The organism is Cryobacterium serini, from assembly GCF_004404025.1.
Lineage (GTDB): Bacteria > Actinomycetota > Actinomycetes > Actinomycetales > Microbacteriaceae > Cryobacterium > Cryobacterium serini.
Genome location: NZ_SOHN01000010.1, coordinates 93,234 through 112,384 on the forward strand (window position 1 = coordinate 93,234; position 19,151 = coordinate 112,384).

A 19,151-nucleotide genomic window follows, 5' to 3' on the forward strand; every position below is an offset into this window, starting at 1 on the left:
CCAGGCTGATGGCGCCTAGCCGGCCGTGGGCGAGGACTGTTCCGTTTCGAGGTGGCGGAGCAGAGCGTGCGAGTCGGTCAGGTTGGCCAGCACCATACGCTTGGCCGCAGCCAGCAGCTCAATCGCGCTCGCATCTCGCAGGGCATAGAAAATGGAGTTGCCTTCGCGGCGCGTCACCACCACTCCGGCCCGACGCAGAACGCCTAGCTGCTGTGACAGATTGGACAGCTCGCAACCGAGCGCCTCGGCTAAACTGCCGACCGAGCGTTCACCGGACACGAGCTGTTCCAGAACCTGCACGCGCAACGGATGTCCGAGCGACTTGAACAAGTCAGACTTCAATTGGGCGACGGATAGACCAGAGGAGAGCACGGGTTTAGTATATCGCTACCTTATGATTCTTTCAACTAGATAGCGTGTGACCCGTCGCGCTCACCGGCGCAGCAGCCCATCGTTGAGGAGGGCACGCGCGTAGCCGAGACTGTTACCTAACGCGTTCGGGTGAAAATTCGCCAGCGCAAACGGGTTCAGCGCATCAAACGCGAAGAACGGTATGCGTGACCCGATGCCGTGCCCGGCGAATTCCTGCGACGCATCAACAAAGCGGATACGCGGAGTGTCCATCGCCTCGACGGAGCCCTTTATAACGAGGTTCAGCGCGTCGGTCGCGCCATTGAGCACGTCGCCGAGCGGGGAGAATCCCGGCTTGAACTGCCGCGGATAGCTGAGCACCGCGATCTTCGCCTGCGGCAACGTCGCCGCCACGAGCCCATAGGTCCCGACGAGCTTGGGGGCCAAAATGCTCAACTGGGCAACGCTGTTGTTGATGGCGCCGAGGCAGACATCGCTGGCCGGGTTCGGCGCACAGGCAGCCAGGACGATGTTGGAGCCAGCGTCAATTCCGCCGACGGTCATCGTGACCAGGGCAGTACTCGGGCTGACCCCGGCAAGCTGAAGGGGGATTTCCGCAGTGCTAGCGCCGGAACAGGCATTGTTCGACTTGAGCTTATAGGAGCTGACCAGGTCGGAGAAGATAGGGTAACTGGCCCGCTTGGAGCGCAGGCAGTTAGTACCGTCGAGAATGTACGGCGGGGCACCCTGGCCAGAAGTGAACGAGTCGCCGAGGGCGACGTATCCGGCAGCGGATGCGGCGGCCGGGGCTGAGCGAGCTGTGTCCGTCTGCGCGAGTGCCGGGGCACTCACTGCGCCCGCCAGCAGGGCAGAAGTGACCAGGGCGACCGCGCCAATGCGTGGCAGGAATCCTGAATTCATCCGTTTATTTATCATGCCGCGAACGTAGCCCCGGATATCGGGCGCGACAAGGCGTGCACACGCTGCGGTTTGCGCTCGGGAAGCGAAAAGGCCCGCACTGCAAGCAGTGCGGGCCTTCCGTCTACCCGACCGACCTGGCGAGAGGTGATCGGGAGAACTTTAGGACAGGCTAGACCTCGGTAGAGGCGTCTGCGCTGTCGGAAGCCGCAGCGCGACCTTCGGTGTCAGCAGCCTCTTCGAGCACCGGGGCGAGCGACAGCTTGCCACGGTCATCGATCTTCGTGATTTCCACGAGAACCTTCTGGCCAACACCGAGCACGTCTTCGACGTTCTCGACGCGCTTGCCACCAGCAAGTTTACGCACCTCGGAGATGTGCAGCAGACCATCCTTGCCCGGAAGCAGCGAGACGAAGGCACCGAACGCGGCGATCTTGACGACGGTTCCGAGGAACTGTTCGCCGACCTCGGGGTTGGTTGGGTTCGCGATGGCGTTGACCTGGGCGCGAGCGGCCTCGGCCGACGGTCCGTCAACGGCGCCGATGTACACGGTGCCGTCTTCCTCGATCGAGATGTCGGCACCGGTGGTGTCCTGGATCGAGTTGATGGTCTTGCCCTTCGGGCCGATCAGCTCGCCGATCTTGTCGACGGGGATCTGCACGCTGATGACGCGGGGCGCGGTGGGCGCCATCTCGTCGGGAGCGTCGATCGCCGCGTTGAGCACGGAGAGGATCGTGGTGCGGGCGTCTTTCGCCTGCGTCAGCGCGCCAGCCAAAACGGAGGCGGGGATGCCATCGAGCTTGGTGTCGAGCTGGATCGCGGTGATGAATTCGCTCGTGCCGGCCACCTTGAAGTCCATGTCGCCGAGAGCATCTTCGGCGCCGAGGATGTCGGTGAGGGCCGCATAGCGGGTCTGGCCGTCAACGGTATCGCTGATCAGGCCCATGGCGATGCCGGCGACGGGGGCGCGCAGCGGCACTCCGGCGTTCAGCAGCGACAGGGTGGAGGCGCAAACGGAACCCATCGAGGTGGATCCGTTGGAGCTGAGCGCCTCTGACACCTGACGGATGGCGTACGGGAACTCCTCACGCGTGGGCAGCACGGGAACCAGGGCGCGCTCAGCGAGCGCTCCGTGGCCGATCTCGCGGCGCTTCGGCGTTCCGACGCGACCGGTTTCACCGGTCGAGTAGGGCGGGAAGTTGTAGTTGTGCATGTAGCGCTTTTTGGTGACCGGGTTCAACGAGTCGATCGACTGCTCGAGCTTGAGCATGTTCAGGGTGGTGACGCCCAGGATCTGGGTTTCGCCGCGCTGGAAAATGGCCGAGCCGTGCACGCGCGGGATGACCGCAACCTCGGCGTCGAGCGGACGGATGTCGGCCAGTCCACGACCGTCGATGCGGATTCCCTCGTTGAGCACGCGGGATCGCACGACGAGCTTGGTGACCGACTTGTAGGCCGCGTTCACCTGGTTGTTGGCGCTCGCGTCGAGCTCACCGGCGTCGACCTTGGCCGCGATGGCGGTCTTGACGGATGCCTTGAGCGCGTCGTCTGCGTTCTGACGTTCGACCTTGTCGGCGATCGTGTAGACCGTCTTGAGCTGGTCGTAGGACAGGGCGGCGACAGCGTCGTAGGTGGCCGGCTGGTACGGCGGGAACAGCGCGAACTCGCCGGTCGGCTTGGCGGCAGCGTCGGCTACCTGCTGCTGCGCGAAGACGAGCTGCTTGATGAACGGCTTGGAAGCCTCGATGCCCTGGGCAACAACTGCTTCGTTCGGCGCGATAGCGCCACCCTTGATCAGGTTCCAGGCCGCATCGGTGGCTTCGGCTTCGATCATCATGATCGCGACGTCCTGCGCGCCAGCGGCATCCGTGACAACGCGACCGGCGACGACCATGCTGAACACCGCGTCGTCCAATTGCGAGTGCTTCGGGAAGGCAACCCACTGGCCGCCACCGTTCTCGTCGGGGATGAGGGCGACGCGAACGCCACCGATCGGTCCGGAGAACGGCAGGCCGGCGAGCTGGGTCGACATGGAGGCCGCGTTGATCGCGAGCACGTCGTAGAGTTCGTCGGGCTCGATGGCCAGGACGGTGATGACGACCTGGATCTCGTTGCGGAGACCGTCGACGAACGACGGGCGCAGCGGCCGGTCGATCAGGCGGCAGGTGAGGATCGCGTCGGTCGAGGGGCGACCTTCGCGGCGGAAGAAGCTGCCCGGGATACGCCCGGCAGCGTACATACGCTCTTCGACATCGATGGTGAGCGGGAAGAAGTCGAAGTTATCCTTCGGCTGCTTGCTAACGCTCGTGGCGGAGAGCAACATCGTCTCTTCGTCAATGTAAGCAGCGGCAGAACCCTGCGCCTGCTGGGCGAGACGGCCGGTTTCAAATCGGATGGTGCGCTTGCCGTACTTGCCGTTATCGATAACGGTTTCGGCGAACGTGATTTCTGGACCCTCCATGTGGGGGTTTTCTCCTTTAAGTTTGCTTCTCGCCATTCTGGCGACGAAGGCTCGCGTGCCCGTATGACAGGCGAGTTGGACAGGTCGATTCCATAGAATCGGCCCCGATTAGCCTAACAGACCCGCTCGAAGCCACCGGCGTCAGCATTGCCGGAATGGCGACCCGCGAGTACTTTGACACCATGAAAACCGTCCTTGCCTTGCTCTTAACTGTTCTCGTCGTTGTCCTGCCAACCGCGCAGAGCTCGCAGACCGCGCAGGCTGCTCCTGCGGCGCTGCCATCTCGTTCGTCGATCGTGCAGGCCGCGCGGACCGCAACCGACTATTTCTATGCGCACAATGGCGGAGCGACTTCCGACGCCGGTTGGAAATGGGCCCCCTATTTCATGGGGGTGGAGGCCCTCGTTCAGGAAACCAACGATCCGATCTACCGGCAGTGGCTGCAGTCCTGGGGCGCACGGAACAACTGGATCGCCGACGCACCGTCAAGCCCCACATCCAACCCCGACAGCCGTGCGGCAATCCAGGTCTGGCAGGACTCCGCGAATGTCGGGGTGAATGCGAACCTTGCGCCATCCGACGGGTTCATGGCCGGGGACCTCAGCCTCGCGGCCAATCGGTACTGGTGGATCGACTCGATGTTCATGGGCCTGCCTCTGTGGCCACGCTGGGCTACCCGAACCGGCAAGTCCGCCTATCAAATGAAGCATTCGCAGTTCTATAACTTTCTCAAGAATGACGGCACGACGTCTGTGCGGCCCGGCTGCGTCGCTGACGGGCTGTTTGATGCTGCCGAACAGCTGTGGTGGCGGGATTGCAAGTACGTCGGCCAGCGAGATTCGCTCGGCCACAAGGTTATGTGGGCGCGAGGTAACGGCTGGGTGATCGGGGCGATGGCGCGCACGCTGATGGTGTTGCCTCCGGCAGACCCGCAGTACACCGAGTACAAAACCATGCTCCAAACGATGGCTGCCCGGCTGGCCCAGCTCCAGGGATCCGACGGAATGTGGCGCAGCAGCCTGCTCAGCCCGTCACTCTTTCCAGCGCCCGAAACCAGCGCTACGGCGCTCTTCGTCTACGCGATGGCATACGGCATCCGCACCGGCCTACTCGACTCGGCGACCTACCTTCCGGTTATCACGCGCGCTTGGGCCGGACTCAGCACGGTTTCGCTGAAAAGTTCGGGCTTCCTGTCAAACTGCCAGGGCGTCGGGGAAGCCCCGGCCAAACCCAGCACGACGACATCCATTGCCTACTGCGTTGGTGCGTTCACGTTGGCAGCGTCCGAGGTCGCCCGACTTAGCGGCGTCCTGGCCTCCGACACCTTCGGTCGCACCGTCACCGGCGCCCTGGGATCAGCCGAGCTGGGAGGTTCGTGGACCGCAGCCACCGGCTTCTCCGTGGCACGTGGAGTCGCGCAGTTGACCACGCCGCCGGGAACCACCCGGGCTGCTTACCTGAACGGGGTGTCCAGTCAGGACACCGAGGTACGCACAACCCTCAACCTCGTGCGACCGACTACCGGGTCCGCCTATGTCGCCGTCATCGGTCGGCGTATCGGCACCGCGTCCTACGGAGCCAGGCTCGTCGTGGCTCCGAGCGGAAGCGTCAAGCTGCAGATTCGGCGCACGAACTCGACCGTGGTGGATCTGATCGTTCCCGGGCTCACCTACGCACCCGGAAATCGACTACAACTTCGATTGCAGGTCACGGGGGCCTCGCCCACAACGATTCGCGCCAAGGTATGGAAGGTCGGCAGGGCCGAACCCAGCACCTGGCAAGTCACCAAGACCGACTCGACAGCCGGCCTGCAATCGGTTGGTTCCATCGGCCTGATGATCTACTCCGGCAGCAACTCGGTTCCGGCGCCCCTCGTCGTATCCGTCGAGGAGCTCTGGGCCGGATCCACCCGATAGCCGAAGTTCGAGTGATCATTCAAATCGCTCGGGCACCGGTGCCCCGATCTGCCCGGTCCATGCCGATCTGCTGCGCCAGCTCGCGCTCGAGCGGAGAACTTGCGACCAATGATCCTCAGTCGACGCGTGTCGACCCGCCTGCAGTGACCCTGGCTGCTTCGGCGACAGCGGCACGCTGCTTGATGCCGAGTAAGGAATGTCGGCGTCCATAGGCGAAGTAGACGATGAAGCCCACGACCAGCCATACCGCGAAGCGCACCCAGGTGAGGGTCGTCAGGTTCAACATCAGCCAGATGCACAGCACAGCCGAGAGAATCGGCAGCACTGGGGAGAAAGGCACCTTGAAAGCTCGCGGCAGGTCGGGGCGTTTCTTACGCAGCACGACGACCGCGATACTGACGAGCACGAACGCCGACAAGGTGCCGATATTGATCATTTCTTCGAGCACCCCAACGTCGGTGAGGCCGGCCAGCAAAGCGACGGCGGCACCGGAGATGATCTGAATTCGTGCTGGAGTGCGGCGCTTCTCGCTCGTGACGCTCAACCAGCGCGGCAGCAGGCCGTCGCGACTCATGGCGAACAACACCCGGGAAAGGCCGAGCAGCAGCACCATGATCACGGTCGTGAGACCGACCAGAATTCCGATCGAGATTATCTGCGCTGCCCACCCGGCACCGACGGCAACAAATGCGGTCGCGAGGGAGGCATTGGGGTCATCGGCCAGCACCGTGTACGGCACCATGCCGGTGAGCACCAGGCTCACACCGAGGTAAAGCACGGTGACGATCGCGAGCCCGGCAAAGATGCCACGCGGCAGGGTTTTTTGCGGGTTTTTCACCTCTTCGGCGCTCGTAGCAACGACGTCGAATCCGATGAACGCGAAGAACACCAGAGAAGCGCCGGCTAGCAAACCGAACAAGCCGTACTGTGCGGGGGCCGCACCGGTCATGAAGGAGAACAGCGACTGCATCCAGACGTCACCGTCTCCGCCCTCACTGGGCACCTCGGCGGGGATGAACGGGGTGTAGTTCTTCGGGCTGATGAAGAATGCCCCGACGACGATGACGAAGACGACGATGGCGACCTTGATGATCGTGAAGACGCTGGCGACCCGGGCGGAGAGCTGGGTGCCGAGCACGAGCAGGGCGGTGAAGACGGCGACGATGACGAAGGCGCCCCAGCTGACGTCCAGGCCAAGCACCTCGATGGTGGCGGGAACGTTCCAGCCTGCCAGGTCGAAGACGGTGCTGAGGTAGATGCCCCAGTATTTGGCGATCACGGCGGACGCGGTCAGCATCTCGAGGATGAGGTCCCAGCCGATGATCCAGGCCAGCAGCTCACCGAGAGTCGCATAGGTGAAGGTGTACGCAGAACCAGCGACGGGGACGGCAGAGGCAAACTCGGCGTAGCACATGATCGCGAGCGCGCAGGTGAAAGCGGCCAGCAGAAAAGCAAGCGTCACCGACGGTCCGGCATAACTGCCGGCAGCCTTTGCCCCTACCGAAAAAATTCCCGCACCTACAGCCACGGCGACACCCATGATCATGAGGTCCCAGGTACCGAGGGTGCGTTTAAGGCTGTGACCCTTCTCCAGCGAGTCTGCTATCGAATCTTCAATACTCTTGGTGCGCCAGAGACTCATGCGTAGTGATATCCGTTCGTTATTGCCAACCCCTCATGCTAGCAACCCCGTTCTCACCCGTTCAGTGCCTCCCTCGAGATAACCCGGTACGCAGAACGGGCCGCCACCCGAAAGGTGACAGCCCGTTGTGAAGAAGTTCGCGTTGTCAACGCTGCCTTCGCTACAAGTAGATTAGCGACGCAGGCCGAGGCTGCCGATCAGTGTGCGGTATCGAGTGATGTCGATGTCCGACAGGTAACCGAGCAGACGGCGACGCTGACCAACCATGAGAAGCAGGCCACGACGTGAGTGGTGGTCGTGCTTGTGCTCTTTCAGGTGTTCCGTGAGGTCAAGAATGCGCTGCGTGAGCATTGCAATCTGAACTTCCGGGGACCCGGTGTCGCCTGGGTGGGTAGCGTACTTTTCGATGATCGCCTTCTTAGCATCTGGTTCGAGTGCCATAAAGTGGGATCCCCTTTCTCTCACTGCGCGGTGCCCTTGGCCAATTGCCTGAGCTCTCTTTATCCGCGGCCGTTGAACGGCAACCTTCATACTTTAGCAGAGTGTGCGACCGACGCGGCCCCCCAGCGGGAATTCGCCGCAACGAGCCGGACTGACCTCACCCGGCTACCGCTACAGTGGTGGAACAATCGAGGAGGTGCACGTATGGGTACATTGCTTTACGGCAATCCGGGTGTCGTGATCACCTTCGACGATCGCGCCCTTATGCACCTGCAGATCGTGATCAGCACCAAGCTGCGTCGACGCGAAAGTTTCGTCTTCACCTGGACGGATTCTGTCGGTGAGGGCAGCGGCCGCAGTGCCATCTGGCTCGACCCGACGAGCACGCTCTACTTCCGGTATTTCGGCAGCCGAATCCCGACGATCAGTCGTGAATGGATCGAGACGCTCATGCTTTCGGCCAATAGCACCGGAGGCCTGGTTTTCATCGCCGAACCCTAGCCGACGGCGGCCACCCCCGTGAAAACACGTCGCTAGCTCAGTCGGAGAGTTCGCCAAGCACCTCGCCGAGAGCGTGCAAGAAATGGTCGGCACTGGCGACGCTGAGGCAGAGCGGCGGCTTGATCTTGAGTACGTTTTTAAAGTCGCCGGTAGGTTGCACGATGATGCCGCGCAGTAGGAGTTCCTCACACAGCCGGGCCGCTGCCACTGTTGCCGGCGTGAACTTCGCCCGGTCACTGACCAGTTCGACGCCGAGATAGAGCCCCATACCGTAGACCGCACCGACCAGGTCGAACCGTTCGCCGAGCCGCTCAAGCCCGTGCTTCAGGTGCCGTCCGACGATCTCGGCGTTGCTCTGCAGGTCCTCGTCACGCATGATGTCAAGCACCGTCAGGCCGATGCGGCAGCTCAGCGGGCTGCCACCGGCAGAGGAGAAGAACGGTCCAGCGTCGGCAAAGCGTTCGGCCACCTCGCGGCGGGTGATCACCGCGCCAAGCGGATGCCCGTTGCCCATCGCCTTGGCGATGGTGATGATATCGGGGACCACGTTCTGCTGCTCCGTGCCCCAGAAGTATCGGCCGAGGCGCGCATAGCCCACCTGCACCTCATCGGCGATGCAGAGCCCGCCGCGGGCGCGCACCCTGTCATAGACGCCGGCCAGGTACCCGTCGGGCAGCAGCACGCCGCCGGCATTGCCGAACACCGGTTCGGCGATAAAAGCGGCGACCGTGCGCTCGTCGTCCTCGAGGGCTTGCAAGTCACCATCGAGATCAACAAGGTATCGCCGCGCAGAATGCGGGCCCCGGTATTTGCCGCGCACGGCGTTTGGAGCCTCGATCAGGTGCACCCAGTCCGGCCGGGTATCGAGCGCCCGTGGGTTATCGGCGACCGAGGAGGAGACGGCATCCGCTGCCATCGACCAGCCGTGATAGGCCTCCCGCACAGACAGGACGGTGTCATGGCCGGTGTAGCTGAAAGCAAGGCGCAGAGCGAGGTCGACGGCTTCGGTGCCGCTATTGACCAGAAAGACCGTGTCGAGCGGGTCGGGCGCGAGTTCGGCGAGGCGTTCGGTGAACCGGACGAGCTCTTCGTAGTGAAAACGGGAGTTGGTATTCAGCAAAGACCACTGGCTGCGAGCGGCCTCGGCAATGCGCGGGTGTCCATGTCCGACGGTGGTGACGTTGTTGACCATATCGACGTAGCTCTGCCCGTAGATATCGATCAAGTGGTGCTTCCAGCCGCGTTCGATCTGCGGCGGGGCCACGTAGTAGTGCTCCTGTACGCGGGCGAACGACGCATCACGGCGCTGCAGCACGACGGCCGGATCGGCGAGGGGACGGGCGGTGTCGAGCCCGATCAGAGCGGAGGGGTCGGGGCAGACCCTCTGCCACAGCATTGCTCCAGAGGGCGCCACGAAAAACGGCGGGCGGATGCCTCTCAGTCGGCTGGTCTGAACGGTCAGACGGGCAGTGGCCGTGCCGAGGGCGGTTCCGGCTCGCATGAACTGGCCGTCGACGGCAAGCACGTCAAGTCCGGTCAGCCACAGGTCAAAGTGGTCACCCACGAGTCGCACCGCGCCGGTATCGATCACCGCGACGGTGCTGTCCATCGGCGCCGTGATCGCAGTCCCGGCGGGCAGGTACAGCTCCACGCCGAGGGCCAGGGTGAGCGATTCCTCGGCCGTGTCGATTCGTGTCTGCGATAGGCGATACTCGCCGTAGCGGGTGACGGCGTGGCCGAGGCGAGCGGCGACATCCACTGCCACCCGCTCGTCAATGCCGGGCGTGAGCCAGCTGCCGGCGTCGAAGGCGGCGCTCGTGACCGATAGGTCGAGGAGGGCTGCTGGGGCGAGCGGGCCGGCCAGAGGATGCTCGGTGAAGACATCGGGCGTCTTCTCGCCGGTCACGGCGAAGCGGATCAGTGCTTCGAGTTCGGCGCCGTCCTGATCTGCCGCCGTGTCGAAGGCGAGCCACTCGCGGGCACGGTTGGCGTCGGCGTAGTCGTTGTCACCGTCGAGGTGCACTTGCTGTTCGCCGCTGACGACGAGCACCGCCGTGCGCAGCACGATCAGCGGCCAGAGGGCGGTGATTTCGGCGTCGATGAGCGGCACCTGTGCGGCGAAAGCCTCGATCGTGTCGAGGATGGCGAGCGGATGCCGCGGGCTGCGGTACAGCACGCAGGCGCACGTCGCAGCGAGCTCGGCGATGAGCCAGCCCTGGGCCACGTCGCCGAAGTCGATCACTCCGGTGATCGTCTCGGTCGAGTCAGCACGACTCACCACATTGTCGTCGGTCAGGTCACCGTGGATCGTCTGTACCCGCAGGTCTGATACAACCCGGTCGACTTGCTGCCGGGCGGTGTCGGTGACGCTACGCAGTCGCTCCCGGCGCGCCACGTCGTCGAGGTATGGCAGGAGGGCATCGATGACTTCGCCGCCGCGTCGCAGGTCCCACTGCAAAAAACGATCGGTTCCCGGGTGCTCGAAATCGACGAGGCCACGAACGATGCGACCGGCAACGTTGCCGAGCGCGCGAATCTGCCCAACCGACAGGCGTGGGACGTCGGTCAACGGATCTCCCTCAACAAAGCTCAGCAAGCGCAGGTCGAGGCTCTGCCCGTCGATCGTGACGCGCTGTATCTGTGCACCGTCAATCCCGGCGAGCGCAGCCGGCAGGTCGAGGCCCAGGTTGCGCAGGTGCGCCAGGGCCGCGTTCTGGGCTTCCAATTCCACAGTGGCGATGCCCGGGTTGGAGACCTTCAGCACGACCGAGCCGGCGGCCGTTTCCATTCGGAAGTTACGGTCCTGATTGCTGCCGAGCTCGGTGCCGGGGCCGGTGACGCCGAACCGGTCGCTGGCGAACTCGATCGCCTGCTCGAGGGTCAGCTGCGGGCGCGGCAGGTGAAATGGGCTCTGCTCGGTCATGGTTCTCCAATCACGCACGTTGCAGCGGTGGGACGGGCAGATCGGTTTAGCGCTTGCGAACGCGACGTTTCGACTGGTTTGGCGCGGCCACCGGGCGCGGGGCATCCGGTGTGTTCCAGGCTTTGGCGATGGCCCAGGCGACGGCCGCGATCGGTACCGAGAGTACGGCGCCGACGATACCGCCAAGGATAGTTCCGGCGGTCAATCCGACCAGGATGACGAGCGGATGCAGCTTCAGTGACTGCGCCATGACCACCGGCTGCAGGAAGTTGCCCTCGAGCTGGTTGACCGCGATCACGATGATGATGACGATGAGTGCAACGGTCGGCCCACTGGCCACGAGGGCGACCAGGGCTGCGAGCACACCGGCCGCGGTCGCACCGATCAGCGGAATGAACGCACCGAGGAAAACGATGACCGACAGTGGAAGGGCGAGCGGCACCTGCAGGATTGCGAGGCCGATGCCGATCGCGGTGGCGTCGACGGCGGCGACGATTGCCGTGCCGCGCACGTAACCGCCGAGTACCCGCAGTGAGGTGTGGCCGATGCGGCGTCCGCGGGCGAGGCGTTCGCCCTTGAACGGCGTCAGGAAGAAGTTCCAGATCTGGCCGCCGTCTTTGAGAAAGAAGAACAGTATGACAACGAGCAGCACGGCTCCGGTCACCAGCTCGAACACCACCGAGGCTCCGGCGAGCGCTCCGGTGCCGAACTGGCTGCTGGTGAGAAAATCGACCACCGCGGTACGCGCGTCGTCGATCTGCTTCTCGTCAACCTGGATCGGCCCCTCGATGAGAAACTGTTGTAGCCGATCGATGCCCTGGGAGGCCGAGGAGAATAGCTCGTCCCACTGGTCGCGCACCGCAAAGACGATGAGCGTGATGATGCCGCCGAAGAAGGCAATGCCACCGAGCAGGGTGATCCAGGTGGCCAGGATCGCAGCGACGCCGCGCTTACGGAGGCCGTTGATGACCGGGCTCAGCGCCGCGGCGAGGATGATGGCGATCAGCACGGGAATAACGACGAGCTTGAGCTGCACCAGCCCGAAGATGACCACGGCGGAGAGGAGGATGACGAGCAGAATCTGTCCGCTACGCAATCCGAGCCAGCCGAGTCGGTCGGTCAGCGGGGTGCGAGGAACCAGGGAAGTGGGGTCGTCTTGTGCGCGCATGCACTTAGCCTAGACATCCGCTGCGGAGAAACCTCGATCGACCGGCCTCTTTGGCCGATTCACTCGAGGGCGGCCGCGACCGTATCGAGGATGGATTCGTCGCCGGCGTAGATGCCGCGCTCGCGCGGCCAGTGACTGATCACATCGGTGAAGCCGAGTTCGGCGGCCCGGCCGACGGCATCCTCAAACGCGTTCATGCTCTGCAGGGAATATATTCCGCCGCTGTCGAGCGAAAGATAGCGGTCGATCGCACGGGGGTCGCGTCCGCCGCCGCTGACAACGTCGTCGAGCCGGTGGGTGAGGTCCCGCACGCTGGCCCACCAACGCTCCCCCGCCACACCGTCCTGCCCGGTAGTCACCCAGCCCTGCCCGAAACGACTCACCAGCCCGAGGCCCTTCGGCCCGTTGGCGGCGATCAGGAACGGAACCCGGTGGCGCGTCGGGCCGCTGCCAGCATAGGTGACCATACGGGCGCTGTTGGCGGTGTACCACTCACCGGCAAAACTGATGCCATCGGTGGTGCCGGGTTCTTCGCCGCGCAGCAACAGGTCGAGGTCGGTGACGAATTCGTCGAACCGTTCATGCCGCTGCCGGGGTGTGTACTCCGGCTGGCCGAGAACGCTCGCGTCAAACCCGGTGCCGCCCGATCCGATACCCAGTAGAAACCGCCCTCCCGCCACGTCGTCGACCGTGGCGACATCTTTGGCGAACGTCACCGGATGCCGAAAGTTCGGTGACGAGACAAAGGTGCCGAGCATGATGCGTTCGGTCACGGTCACGGCCGCAGCAGCAGTCAAGGTGGGGATAGTCGCGTTCCATGGTTCATCGGCGAGCGAGCGCCAGGAAAGGTGGTCGTAGGTGAAGGCGTGGTCGAAGCCGTACTGCTCGGCGCCGAGCCATTTTCTGCGGGCAATCGACCACGGGTCCTGCGGCAGGATGATGATTCCAAAGCGCATGCGTCGAGTCTATTCAGTCGCGCTCAACGCGTAGTTGCAATGTCGGCGGCCGGTGCCAGACTCTGCACATGGACACTCCCGAGCGCCACACCCTGTGTACGATCGTTCCGCCCTATCTGTTGGTCAGGCTGGCAAAGCTTGACGATCCCCGATTCGCGCGGGCCGCGGCCGCCGCACGAGCGTCCTTGCTGCGGGACTCGCAGATTCGGCAATTGCGTGGCGGGGTGCATCCGTTTGCTTATTCCGGGGCTCGTACCCGGCCGGCGCGTACCCCGGGAGAGTCAGCTCGCACAATTTCGGATGCCGATGGTCAGGAACGACTGCCCGGTCGGCTTGTGCGCGCCGAGGGCCATCCTGCCAGCGGTGACCCGGCCGTCAATGAGGCCTATGACAGTCTTGGTGCCACGCAGATGCTGTATTGGACGCAGTTCGGGCGGGACAGTATCGATGGGAATGGACTTCCCATGGAGGCGACCGTGCACTACGGCAAAGAGTACGACAACGCCTTCTGGGATGGCGAGCGCATGGTGTTCGGCGACGGCGACGGCCAAATCTTTAACCGCTTCACGATTTCGCCCAGTGTGATCGGTCATGAGCTCACGCACGGGGTGACCCAATTTACGGCGAATCTTCAGTACCAGGGCCAGTCGGGGGCCCTCAACGAGTCCATCTCCGACGTGTTCGGCGCCCTGGTCGAGCAGCACGCCCAAAAGCAATCGACGGCAGAAGCCAGTTGGCTGATCGGCGAAGGCCTGTTCACGGACCAGGTCGAGGGCGTTGCCCTGCGCTCAATGAAAGCGCCCGGCACCGCATTCAATGACGATGTGCTCGGTAAAGACCCGCAGCCGGGCGATATGGCGGGGTACATCGAGACCGACGACGATAACGGCGGAGTGCACCTCAATTCCGGCATCCCCAACCGCGCGTTCTACCTGGTTGCTGACACTCTCGGCGGCAACGCCTGGGAGACCCCTGGCCACATTTGGTACGACACACTGACGGGTACCGCGCTGAACCGCCAGAGCGACTTTGCTGCTTTCGCTCGGGCGACGGCCGACACCGCGGCGCGACTGTACGGCATCGGAGGTGCCGCCCACAACGCGGTACTGCAAGCGTGGGCGACAGTGGGCGTGGTGGCGGCGATTCCCGCCCCTCGTCCCCCCACCCAGCCGGCACCGCCAAAACCGCAGACCCAGCCAACGGCACCGCTGCCACCGGAGTAGCATCACGATATGAAAGTCATCGTCTCGCGCAGCGGCGGGATGGCGGGAATCCGCCTGACCTGGGAAGTTCGGGTCGAAGAACAGCCCGACCCGAGCACGTGGGCGGAGTTCTTGAATTCTCTACCTTGGGATGACGTCACCGACAGCGAGGCCACCCCCGACCGATTCGCCTACCGCATTCGGTGCGCCCCACACGAGGTGGTACTCGCCGAACCCCAGGTGAGCGGTCCGTGGCGCGATCTGGTCAATCGGGTCAGGGCCGCCAACGGCATGTAGCGACCCTGACCCGATTCAGCCGTTAGTTCTTTTGACGACGGCCCCAGCGTGGCCGACGGTCCAGATCGTCGGTCAGGGCCGCTTCGATGTGTCCGTCGACCTGCTCACCGAAGTGGTCGTCGAAGTTCTCCTCGAGGTGCGCCGTGACACTCTTGCCGATGCGACGAGCCATCTCTTCACGCCGCTGGCGCCGCTCGGCAGCCACCAGAACCTCGTGTTCGATGCGGAAGGCCCGGTAGGTGGCGATACACATACCGATCATGACGACGCTCACCGGGATAGCGGTCAAAATGGCACCCGTCTGCAGGGCGGCCAGTCCGCCGGCCAGCAGCAGGGCAATGGCGACGAGCCCGCCGAGGCTGGCCCACATGATGCGGCTCCACTTGGGTGGATTGGTGTCTCCGCCGGAGGCGAGCATGTCAATGACGAGCGAACCCGAATCGGCTGATGTGATGAAGAAGATCGCAATGACGATGACCGCGATCACCGAGAGGATCACGCCGAACGGCAGGTTGCCCAGCAGGTTGAACAGCACGTTCTCGGGCACGATGCCGACTTCGGGGTCGAAGAGACCGCCGCCGTCGCCCTCCCAGGCCTGACGGATGGCGCTGCCGCCCATCACGGCGAACCAGACGAAGGTCACGAACGTGGGAACGAGGAGCACTCCGGCGATGAACTGTCGGACGGTGCGGCCACGCGAGATTCGTGCGATGAACACGCCCACGAACGGGGCCCAGGAGATCCACCAGCCCCAGTAGAAGACGGTCCAGCCGCCCTGCCAGTCGAGACCGGCCTGGCCGGTGTATGCGCTGGTCGCGAAGGTGAGACCGACGACATCCTGGAAGTAGCCGCCGAGGGACTGCACGAGAACGCGCAGCAGGTACATCGTCGGGCCGAGCAGCAGCACAGCGACGAGCAGCAGCCCGGCCATGCTGAGGTTGATGTTGGAGAGCCACTTGATGCCCTTGCCGACACCGCTGACGACCGAGGCCGTCGCGATGATGGTGATGACCACGATGAGAATCACCAGGAGCGTGTTGGTGACGTCGCCGACGACTCCGAGATAGCTCAGGCCTGCGGCGATCTGCTGCACACCGAGGCCGAGCGAGGTCGCTACACCGAACAGGGTACCGACGATGGCGATCACGTCGATCGCGTCACCGAGTCGTCCCTTCACCCGGCGGGTGCCGAGCAGCGGCTCGAGCGCCCAGCGGATGGAGACCGGGCGGCCCTTGCGGTGGATCGAGTAGGCCAACGAGAGACCGACGACGGCGTAGATCGCCCAGGCGTGGAATCCCCAGTGCAGGAAGGTCTGCGACATGGCCGCGGAGGCGAGCTCGGCGCTGTCGCCCTCGACGCCCGGCTTCGGGTTGGTGAAGAAGGTCAGCGGCTCGGAGGCACCCCAGAAGACGAGGCCGATTCCCATGCCAGCGGCGAAGAGCATCGCGAACCAGCTCATGATGCCGAACTCAGGTTCGTCGTCGTCCTTGCCGAGCTTGATGTCGCCGAAGCGGCTGAGGCCCATCCAGATGGCGAACACGACGAACGCCGCCACTACGATGACGTAGTACGGGCCGAGGCCGGCGACCACCCAGCCCTGGAGAAGGGCAAGCACGCTGCCGGTACGAACCGGAAAGGCGATGGCGATGATGACGACGGCCAGAATGATGCCAAGCGCCGGATAGAACACCCGAGGTGCTGCAACAGCGAAGCGGCGGGTTTTGGGAGGACTGCTGCTCGGCGTTTTCGCCGGTACTTCGGGTAGTGCACTCACGTTAAGACCTTCTTGAAGAGTAGATTGCGGCGCTTTGCGAAACCACCAGGGGTGTAGATCGCGGTACACCGCCAGGTGCCTTCCGCGCTAGGCAAATTTCCAGCTTACAGGCCTCACTCCTATTTCGAGGCCAAAAATTTCGACATCAGCCAAAAACTCGACGTCAGCCGAAAACTCGACGTCCAATTGGTCCGTACAGCACAGAATTCAGATCGGCGCCATTCGCCCACGACCTCGGGGCGTGTGACGATGGACCATGAACTTCAACGACGTCAACGAGGCTGCATCGGCCGTGCAGAATCTCAGCGAAGAGGAATGCTGGAACGCCTTGCTCTCGGCCAGTCTGGGCCGTCTGGCCGTTTCCGTCGGCGGCATCCCCGACATTTTTCCGGTCAATTTTGTCGCCGCCGACCGGCGCCTGCTGTTTCGCACCGCGTCGGGCACCAAGCTCATTGAGCTCACGGTCAACAACCGGGTCGCTTTCGAAACGGATGGCGTGGGTCGCGACGAGGCGTGGAGTGTCGTCGTGCACGGAACGGCTCGCGCGCTCGACACCCAGCGGGACGTCGACGACGCCGCCGCTTTACCGTTGCGGCCGCTGATTCCCACGTTCAAGCCGGTCTTCGTCGAGATCGTGCCGGAGTCGATCACCGGACGGCGGTTCATACTCGGCCCGGAGCCGACGGCGGCCCTGATCTAATCGTCCCTGATCAGGTCAGCGCGCAAACAAAACGGGATACAGCTGCAGCAGCCATATCCCGTTCAGTGTGGTTTGGCGCCGGCTTAGCTCACGCCGAGCAGGTCGATCACGAAAATCAGGGTCTGTCCGGAGAGACGGTGGCCAGAGCCGGCCGGTCCGTAGGCGAGGTGCGGGGGCACTACAAGCTTGCGACGTCCGCCGACCTTCATACCGGGGATGCCTTCCTGCCAACCCGCGATGAGTGAGCGCAGAGGAAAGTTGATCGACTGGCCGCGGTTCCAGGACGAGTCGAACTCATCGCCGGACGCAAACTCGACGCCGAGGTAATGCACGTCGACGGTCGCTCCGGCGGTCGCCTCGACACCGTCGCCGACGACGACATCAGTGATCTCGAGTTGTTCGGGCGCAGCGCCCTCTGGAAAATCGATTTCGGGCTTGGAATTCAAATCAGTCATAGACCCATCCAACCGGATTCCGCGCCGGAATGCACACCGGGCGGAACCTCAGAAAATAATGCTTGCGTCTAGCCGCGAGTGGGTGCACTCTGATTACACAGTAACTCGTCGCATCGGGAGAGTCGTCGGCACCGCCACACCACCGAGGCGACGAGTTTCTGTTGCCGCTGGCGGGTTGCGCAACCCCGGCACCCCTACTACGCCGCTGGCGTCGGTCCCGGCAGCGCCTGCCCGAGCACATCGGCCCGGTGGTGCATCAGCCGGGTGAGCAATCGCGCCTCCCGGGCGTTCAGTGCCGGGGAGCTCTGGCCGCGCACAAGCTGATCGCGCACGAAGGCGAGGCGCGTTGCATCCGCTATGAACAGGCGCATGGCGAGTTGCTTCGGACGCGGTTGACGCGCACCCCAGGCGAGGGCCTGCCTACGTCCCGAGTCGGTGCCGAGCATGGAGACCTCGGCCGCGGTGAACCAGCCGGCCTGGGAGTATTCGTGCAGCCGTCGCAGGGTCATTCGGGCCTCTTGGCGGCGCAGAAAGACGACCACAAGAATCGCGACGATGAACAGCGGCGCCTGCACGACGACGTAGTAGAAGAGAACGGATGCGTCCCCGGCCAGCAGGAAAGTGGCGCCGTTCCACAGTGCGTGCAGTCCGATCGCCGGCACGAGGCCAAGGAGGAAGAATGCGACCGCACCGCTTTTGGTGGCGCTGCGCCGTGCCGCCAGACCGAGGGCGAGGCCGGTGCAGATCGTGAAGGTCACGTGCGCAAACGGTGAGAAGACCCCCCGCAGGAGAAAGGTGATGCCGAGGGTCTGGGCGTTGCCCTCGGCCATGGCCAGGCCGAAATACTGAATGTTCTCGGAGAACGCGAATCCAGCCGCGATCGTTGCGGCGTAGACGACACCGTCGAGCGGGCCGTGGAAGTGCCGGCGCACCGCCCAGAACAGCACCAGCACACCGAAGCCCTTGGCGACTTCTTCGACGATGGGGGCCTGGATGACAGCGGATGCGAAATCGCTTCCGGCCAGCGCGCCCGCGCTCGCCGCAATCGTGATCTGTACCCCGAGGTCGACGATGAGGGCGCTGACGATGGAAATTCCGGCGCCCCAGAGCAACGCGAAGATGAGGGCCGGCCGCGGCTCCGGATCCCAGCGATCGATCCAGCGCACCGACAGCAGCACGACCGCGAGCGGCAGCAGGGCCAGGAGCAGCCCGACCAGCAGTGCCCCCGTGCCGAGTAAAGTCGCCAGGTAGAGAAACACGGCGAGCAGGGCCAGCCCGGCGAGTACGATCCCGACGATACCGAGAACGATCGGGCCGGTGCGGGATGGGCGCACCTGGCCGCTCCAGACCGGTTCCACCGGGGTTGGGCTCGCCTGCACGGGATGCTGCTGATGGGGCGGCTGGCCTGGCGGCTGGTCGAGACTCATTCCTCGAGAATACCGGCCG

Annotated in this window: 16 protein-coding genes; 5 read left to right on the forward strand and 11 right to left on the reverse strand. The window is 64.0% G+C overall.

What is annotated here, in order from left to right; genetic code table 11:
* Nucleotides 1–15: 15 nt before the first annotated feature.
* The 3 genes from E3T51_RS08635 to E3T51_RS08645 all read right to left on the reverse strand — a co-directional run bounded on the left by E3T51_RS08635 (nucleotide 16) and on the right by E3T51_RS08645 (nucleotide 3,730).
* Nucleotides 16–372, reverse strand: a complete 357-nt coding sequence (locus E3T51_RS08635) for an ArsR/SmtB family transcription factor (RefSeq protein WP_134529497.1) — start codon at nucleotides 370–372, stop codon at nucleotides 16–18.
* Between the two features lie 60 nt (nucleotides 373–432).
* A complete protein-coding gene (locus tag E3T51_RS08640) occupies nucleotides 433–1,272 on the reverse strand; it encodes an SGNH/GDSL hydrolase family protein (RefSeq protein ID WP_166806421.1) in 840 nt (279 codons plus the stop codon).
* Nucleotides 1,273–1,441: 169 nt separating this feature from the next.
* Nucleotides 1,442–3,730, reverse strand: coding sequence for a polyribonucleotide nucleotidyltransferase (locus E3T51_RS08645; RefSeq protein ID WP_134529499.1), 2,289 nt, complete (start codon nucleotides 3,728–3,730; stop codon nucleotides 1,442–1,444).
* A gap of 155 nt (nucleotides 3,731–3,885) precedes the next feature.
* Between E3T51_RS08645 and E3T51_RS08650 the strand changes: the two genes are divergently transcribed.
* A complete protein-coding gene (locus E3T51_RS08650) occupies nucleotides 3,886–5,646 on the forward strand; it encodes a glycoside hydrolase family 88 protein (protein ID WP_134529500.1) in 1,761 nt (586 codons plus the stop codon).
* 115 nt (nucleotides 5,647–5,761) lie between these two features.
* On the opposite strand, the gene E3T51_RS08655 is transcribed toward E3T51_RS08650, so the two are convergent.
* Together E3T51_RS08655 and rpsO are read right to left on the reverse strand one after the other, a co-directional pair.
* Complete coding sequence (locus E3T51_RS08655; protein WP_134529501.1) at nucleotides 5,762–7,288, reverse strand: amino acid permease; 1,527 nt, start codon at nucleotides 7,286–7,288, stop codon at nucleotides 5,762–5,764.
* Between the two features lie 171 nt (nucleotides 7,289–7,459).
* Nucleotides 7,460–7,729 carry a 30S ribosomal protein S15 gene (gene rpsO, locus E3T51_RS08660; protein ID WP_092112143.1) on the reverse strand — a complete coding sequence of 90 codons (270 nt, stop codon included), beginning with the start codon at nucleotides 7,727–7,729 and terminating at the stop codon, nucleotides 7,460–7,462.
* 204 nt (nucleotides 7,730–7,933) lie between these two features.
* Between rpsO and E3T51_RS08665 the strand changes: the two genes are divergently transcribed.
* Nucleotides 7,934–8,230: a DUF7882 family protein gene (locus E3T51_RS08665; protein WP_134529502.1), complete on the forward strand. Its 297-nt coding sequence runs from the start codon at nucleotides 7,934–7,936 to the stop codon at nucleotides 8,228–8,230.
* 37 nt (nucleotides 8,231–8,267) lie between these two features.
* Here the strand turns inward: E3T51_RS08665 and E3T51_RS08670 are convergent, their stop codons facing one another.
* The 3 genes from E3T51_RS08670 to E3T51_RS08680 are packed head-to-tail and all read right to left on the reverse strand — an operon-like array spanning nucleotide 8,268 to nucleotide 13,277.
* Nucleotides 8,268–11,153, reverse strand: coding sequence for an aminotransferase (locus E3T51_RS08670; protein ID WP_174844577.1), 2,886 nt, complete (start codon nucleotides 11,151–11,153; stop codon nucleotides 8,268–8,270).
* A 46-nt stretch (nucleotides 11,154–11,199) separates the two neighbouring features.
* Complete coding sequence (locus E3T51_RS08675) at nucleotides 11,200–12,321, reverse strand: AI-2E family transporter (RefSeq protein ID WP_134529504.1); 1,122 nt, start codon at nucleotides 12,319–12,321, stop codon at nucleotides 11,200–11,202.
* A 59-nt stretch (nucleotides 12,322–12,380) separates the two neighbouring features.
* On the reverse strand, nucleotides 12,381–13,277 hold the full coding sequence (locus tag E3T51_RS08680) for an LLM class flavin-dependent oxidoreductase (RefSeq protein ID WP_134529505.1): 897 nt from the start codon (nucleotides 13,275–13,277) through the stop codon (nucleotides 12,381–12,383).
* A 68-nt stretch (nucleotides 13,278–13,345) separates the two neighbouring features.
* Here E3T51_RS08680 and E3T51_RS08685 point away from each other — a divergent pair, with 68 nt between their 5' ends.
* On the forward strand, nucleotides 13,346–14,500 hold the full coding sequence (locus E3T51_RS08685) for a M4 family metallopeptidase (protein WP_134529506.1): 1,155 nt from the start codon (nucleotides 13,346–13,348) through the stop codon (nucleotides 14,498–14,500).
* A 9-nt stretch (nucleotides 14,501–14,509) separates the two neighbouring features.
* Nucleotides 14,510–14,776, forward strand: coding sequence for a protealysin inhibitor emfourin (locus E3T51_RS08690; RefSeq protein ID WP_104192305.1), 267 nt, complete (start codon nucleotides 14,510–14,512; stop codon nucleotides 14,774–14,776).
* Between the two features lie 22 nt (nucleotides 14,777–14,798).
* On the opposite strand, the gene E3T51_RS08695 is transcribed toward E3T51_RS08690, so the two are convergent.
* On the reverse strand, nucleotides 14,799–16,550 hold the full coding sequence (locus E3T51_RS08695) for a BCCT family transporter (RefSeq protein ID WP_241989236.1): 1,752 nt from the start codon (nucleotides 16,548–16,550) through the stop codon (nucleotides 14,799–14,801).
* Nucleotides 16,551–16,806: 256 nt separating this feature from the next.
* Between E3T51_RS08695 and E3T51_RS08700 the strand changes: the two genes are divergently transcribed.
* The gene (locus E3T51_RS08700) at nucleotides 16,807–17,250 is read left to right on the forward strand and encodes a pyridoxamine 5'-phosphate oxidase family protein (RefSeq protein ID WP_134529507.1); all 444 of its coding nucleotides are present in this window, start codon (nucleotides 16,807–16,809) and stop codon (nucleotides 17,248–17,250) included.
* 83 nt (nucleotides 17,251–17,333) lie between these two features.
* On the opposite strand, the gene E3T51_RS08705 is transcribed toward E3T51_RS08700, so the two are convergent.
* On the reverse strand, nucleotides 17,334–17,705 hold the full coding sequence (locus E3T51_RS08705) for an FKBP-type peptidyl-prolyl cis-trans isomerase (protein WP_104192302.1): 372 nt from the start codon (nucleotides 17,703–17,705) through the stop codon (nucleotides 17,334–17,336).
* Nucleotides 17,706–17,902: 197 nt separating this feature from the next.
* Nucleotides 17,903–19,132: a PrsW family intramembrane metalloprotease gene (locus E3T51_RS08710; RefSeq protein ID WP_134529508.1), complete on the reverse strand. Its 1,230-nt coding sequence runs from the start codon at nucleotides 19,130–19,132 to the stop codon at nucleotides 17,903–17,905.
* Nucleotides 19,133–19,151 lie beyond the last annotated feature (19 nt).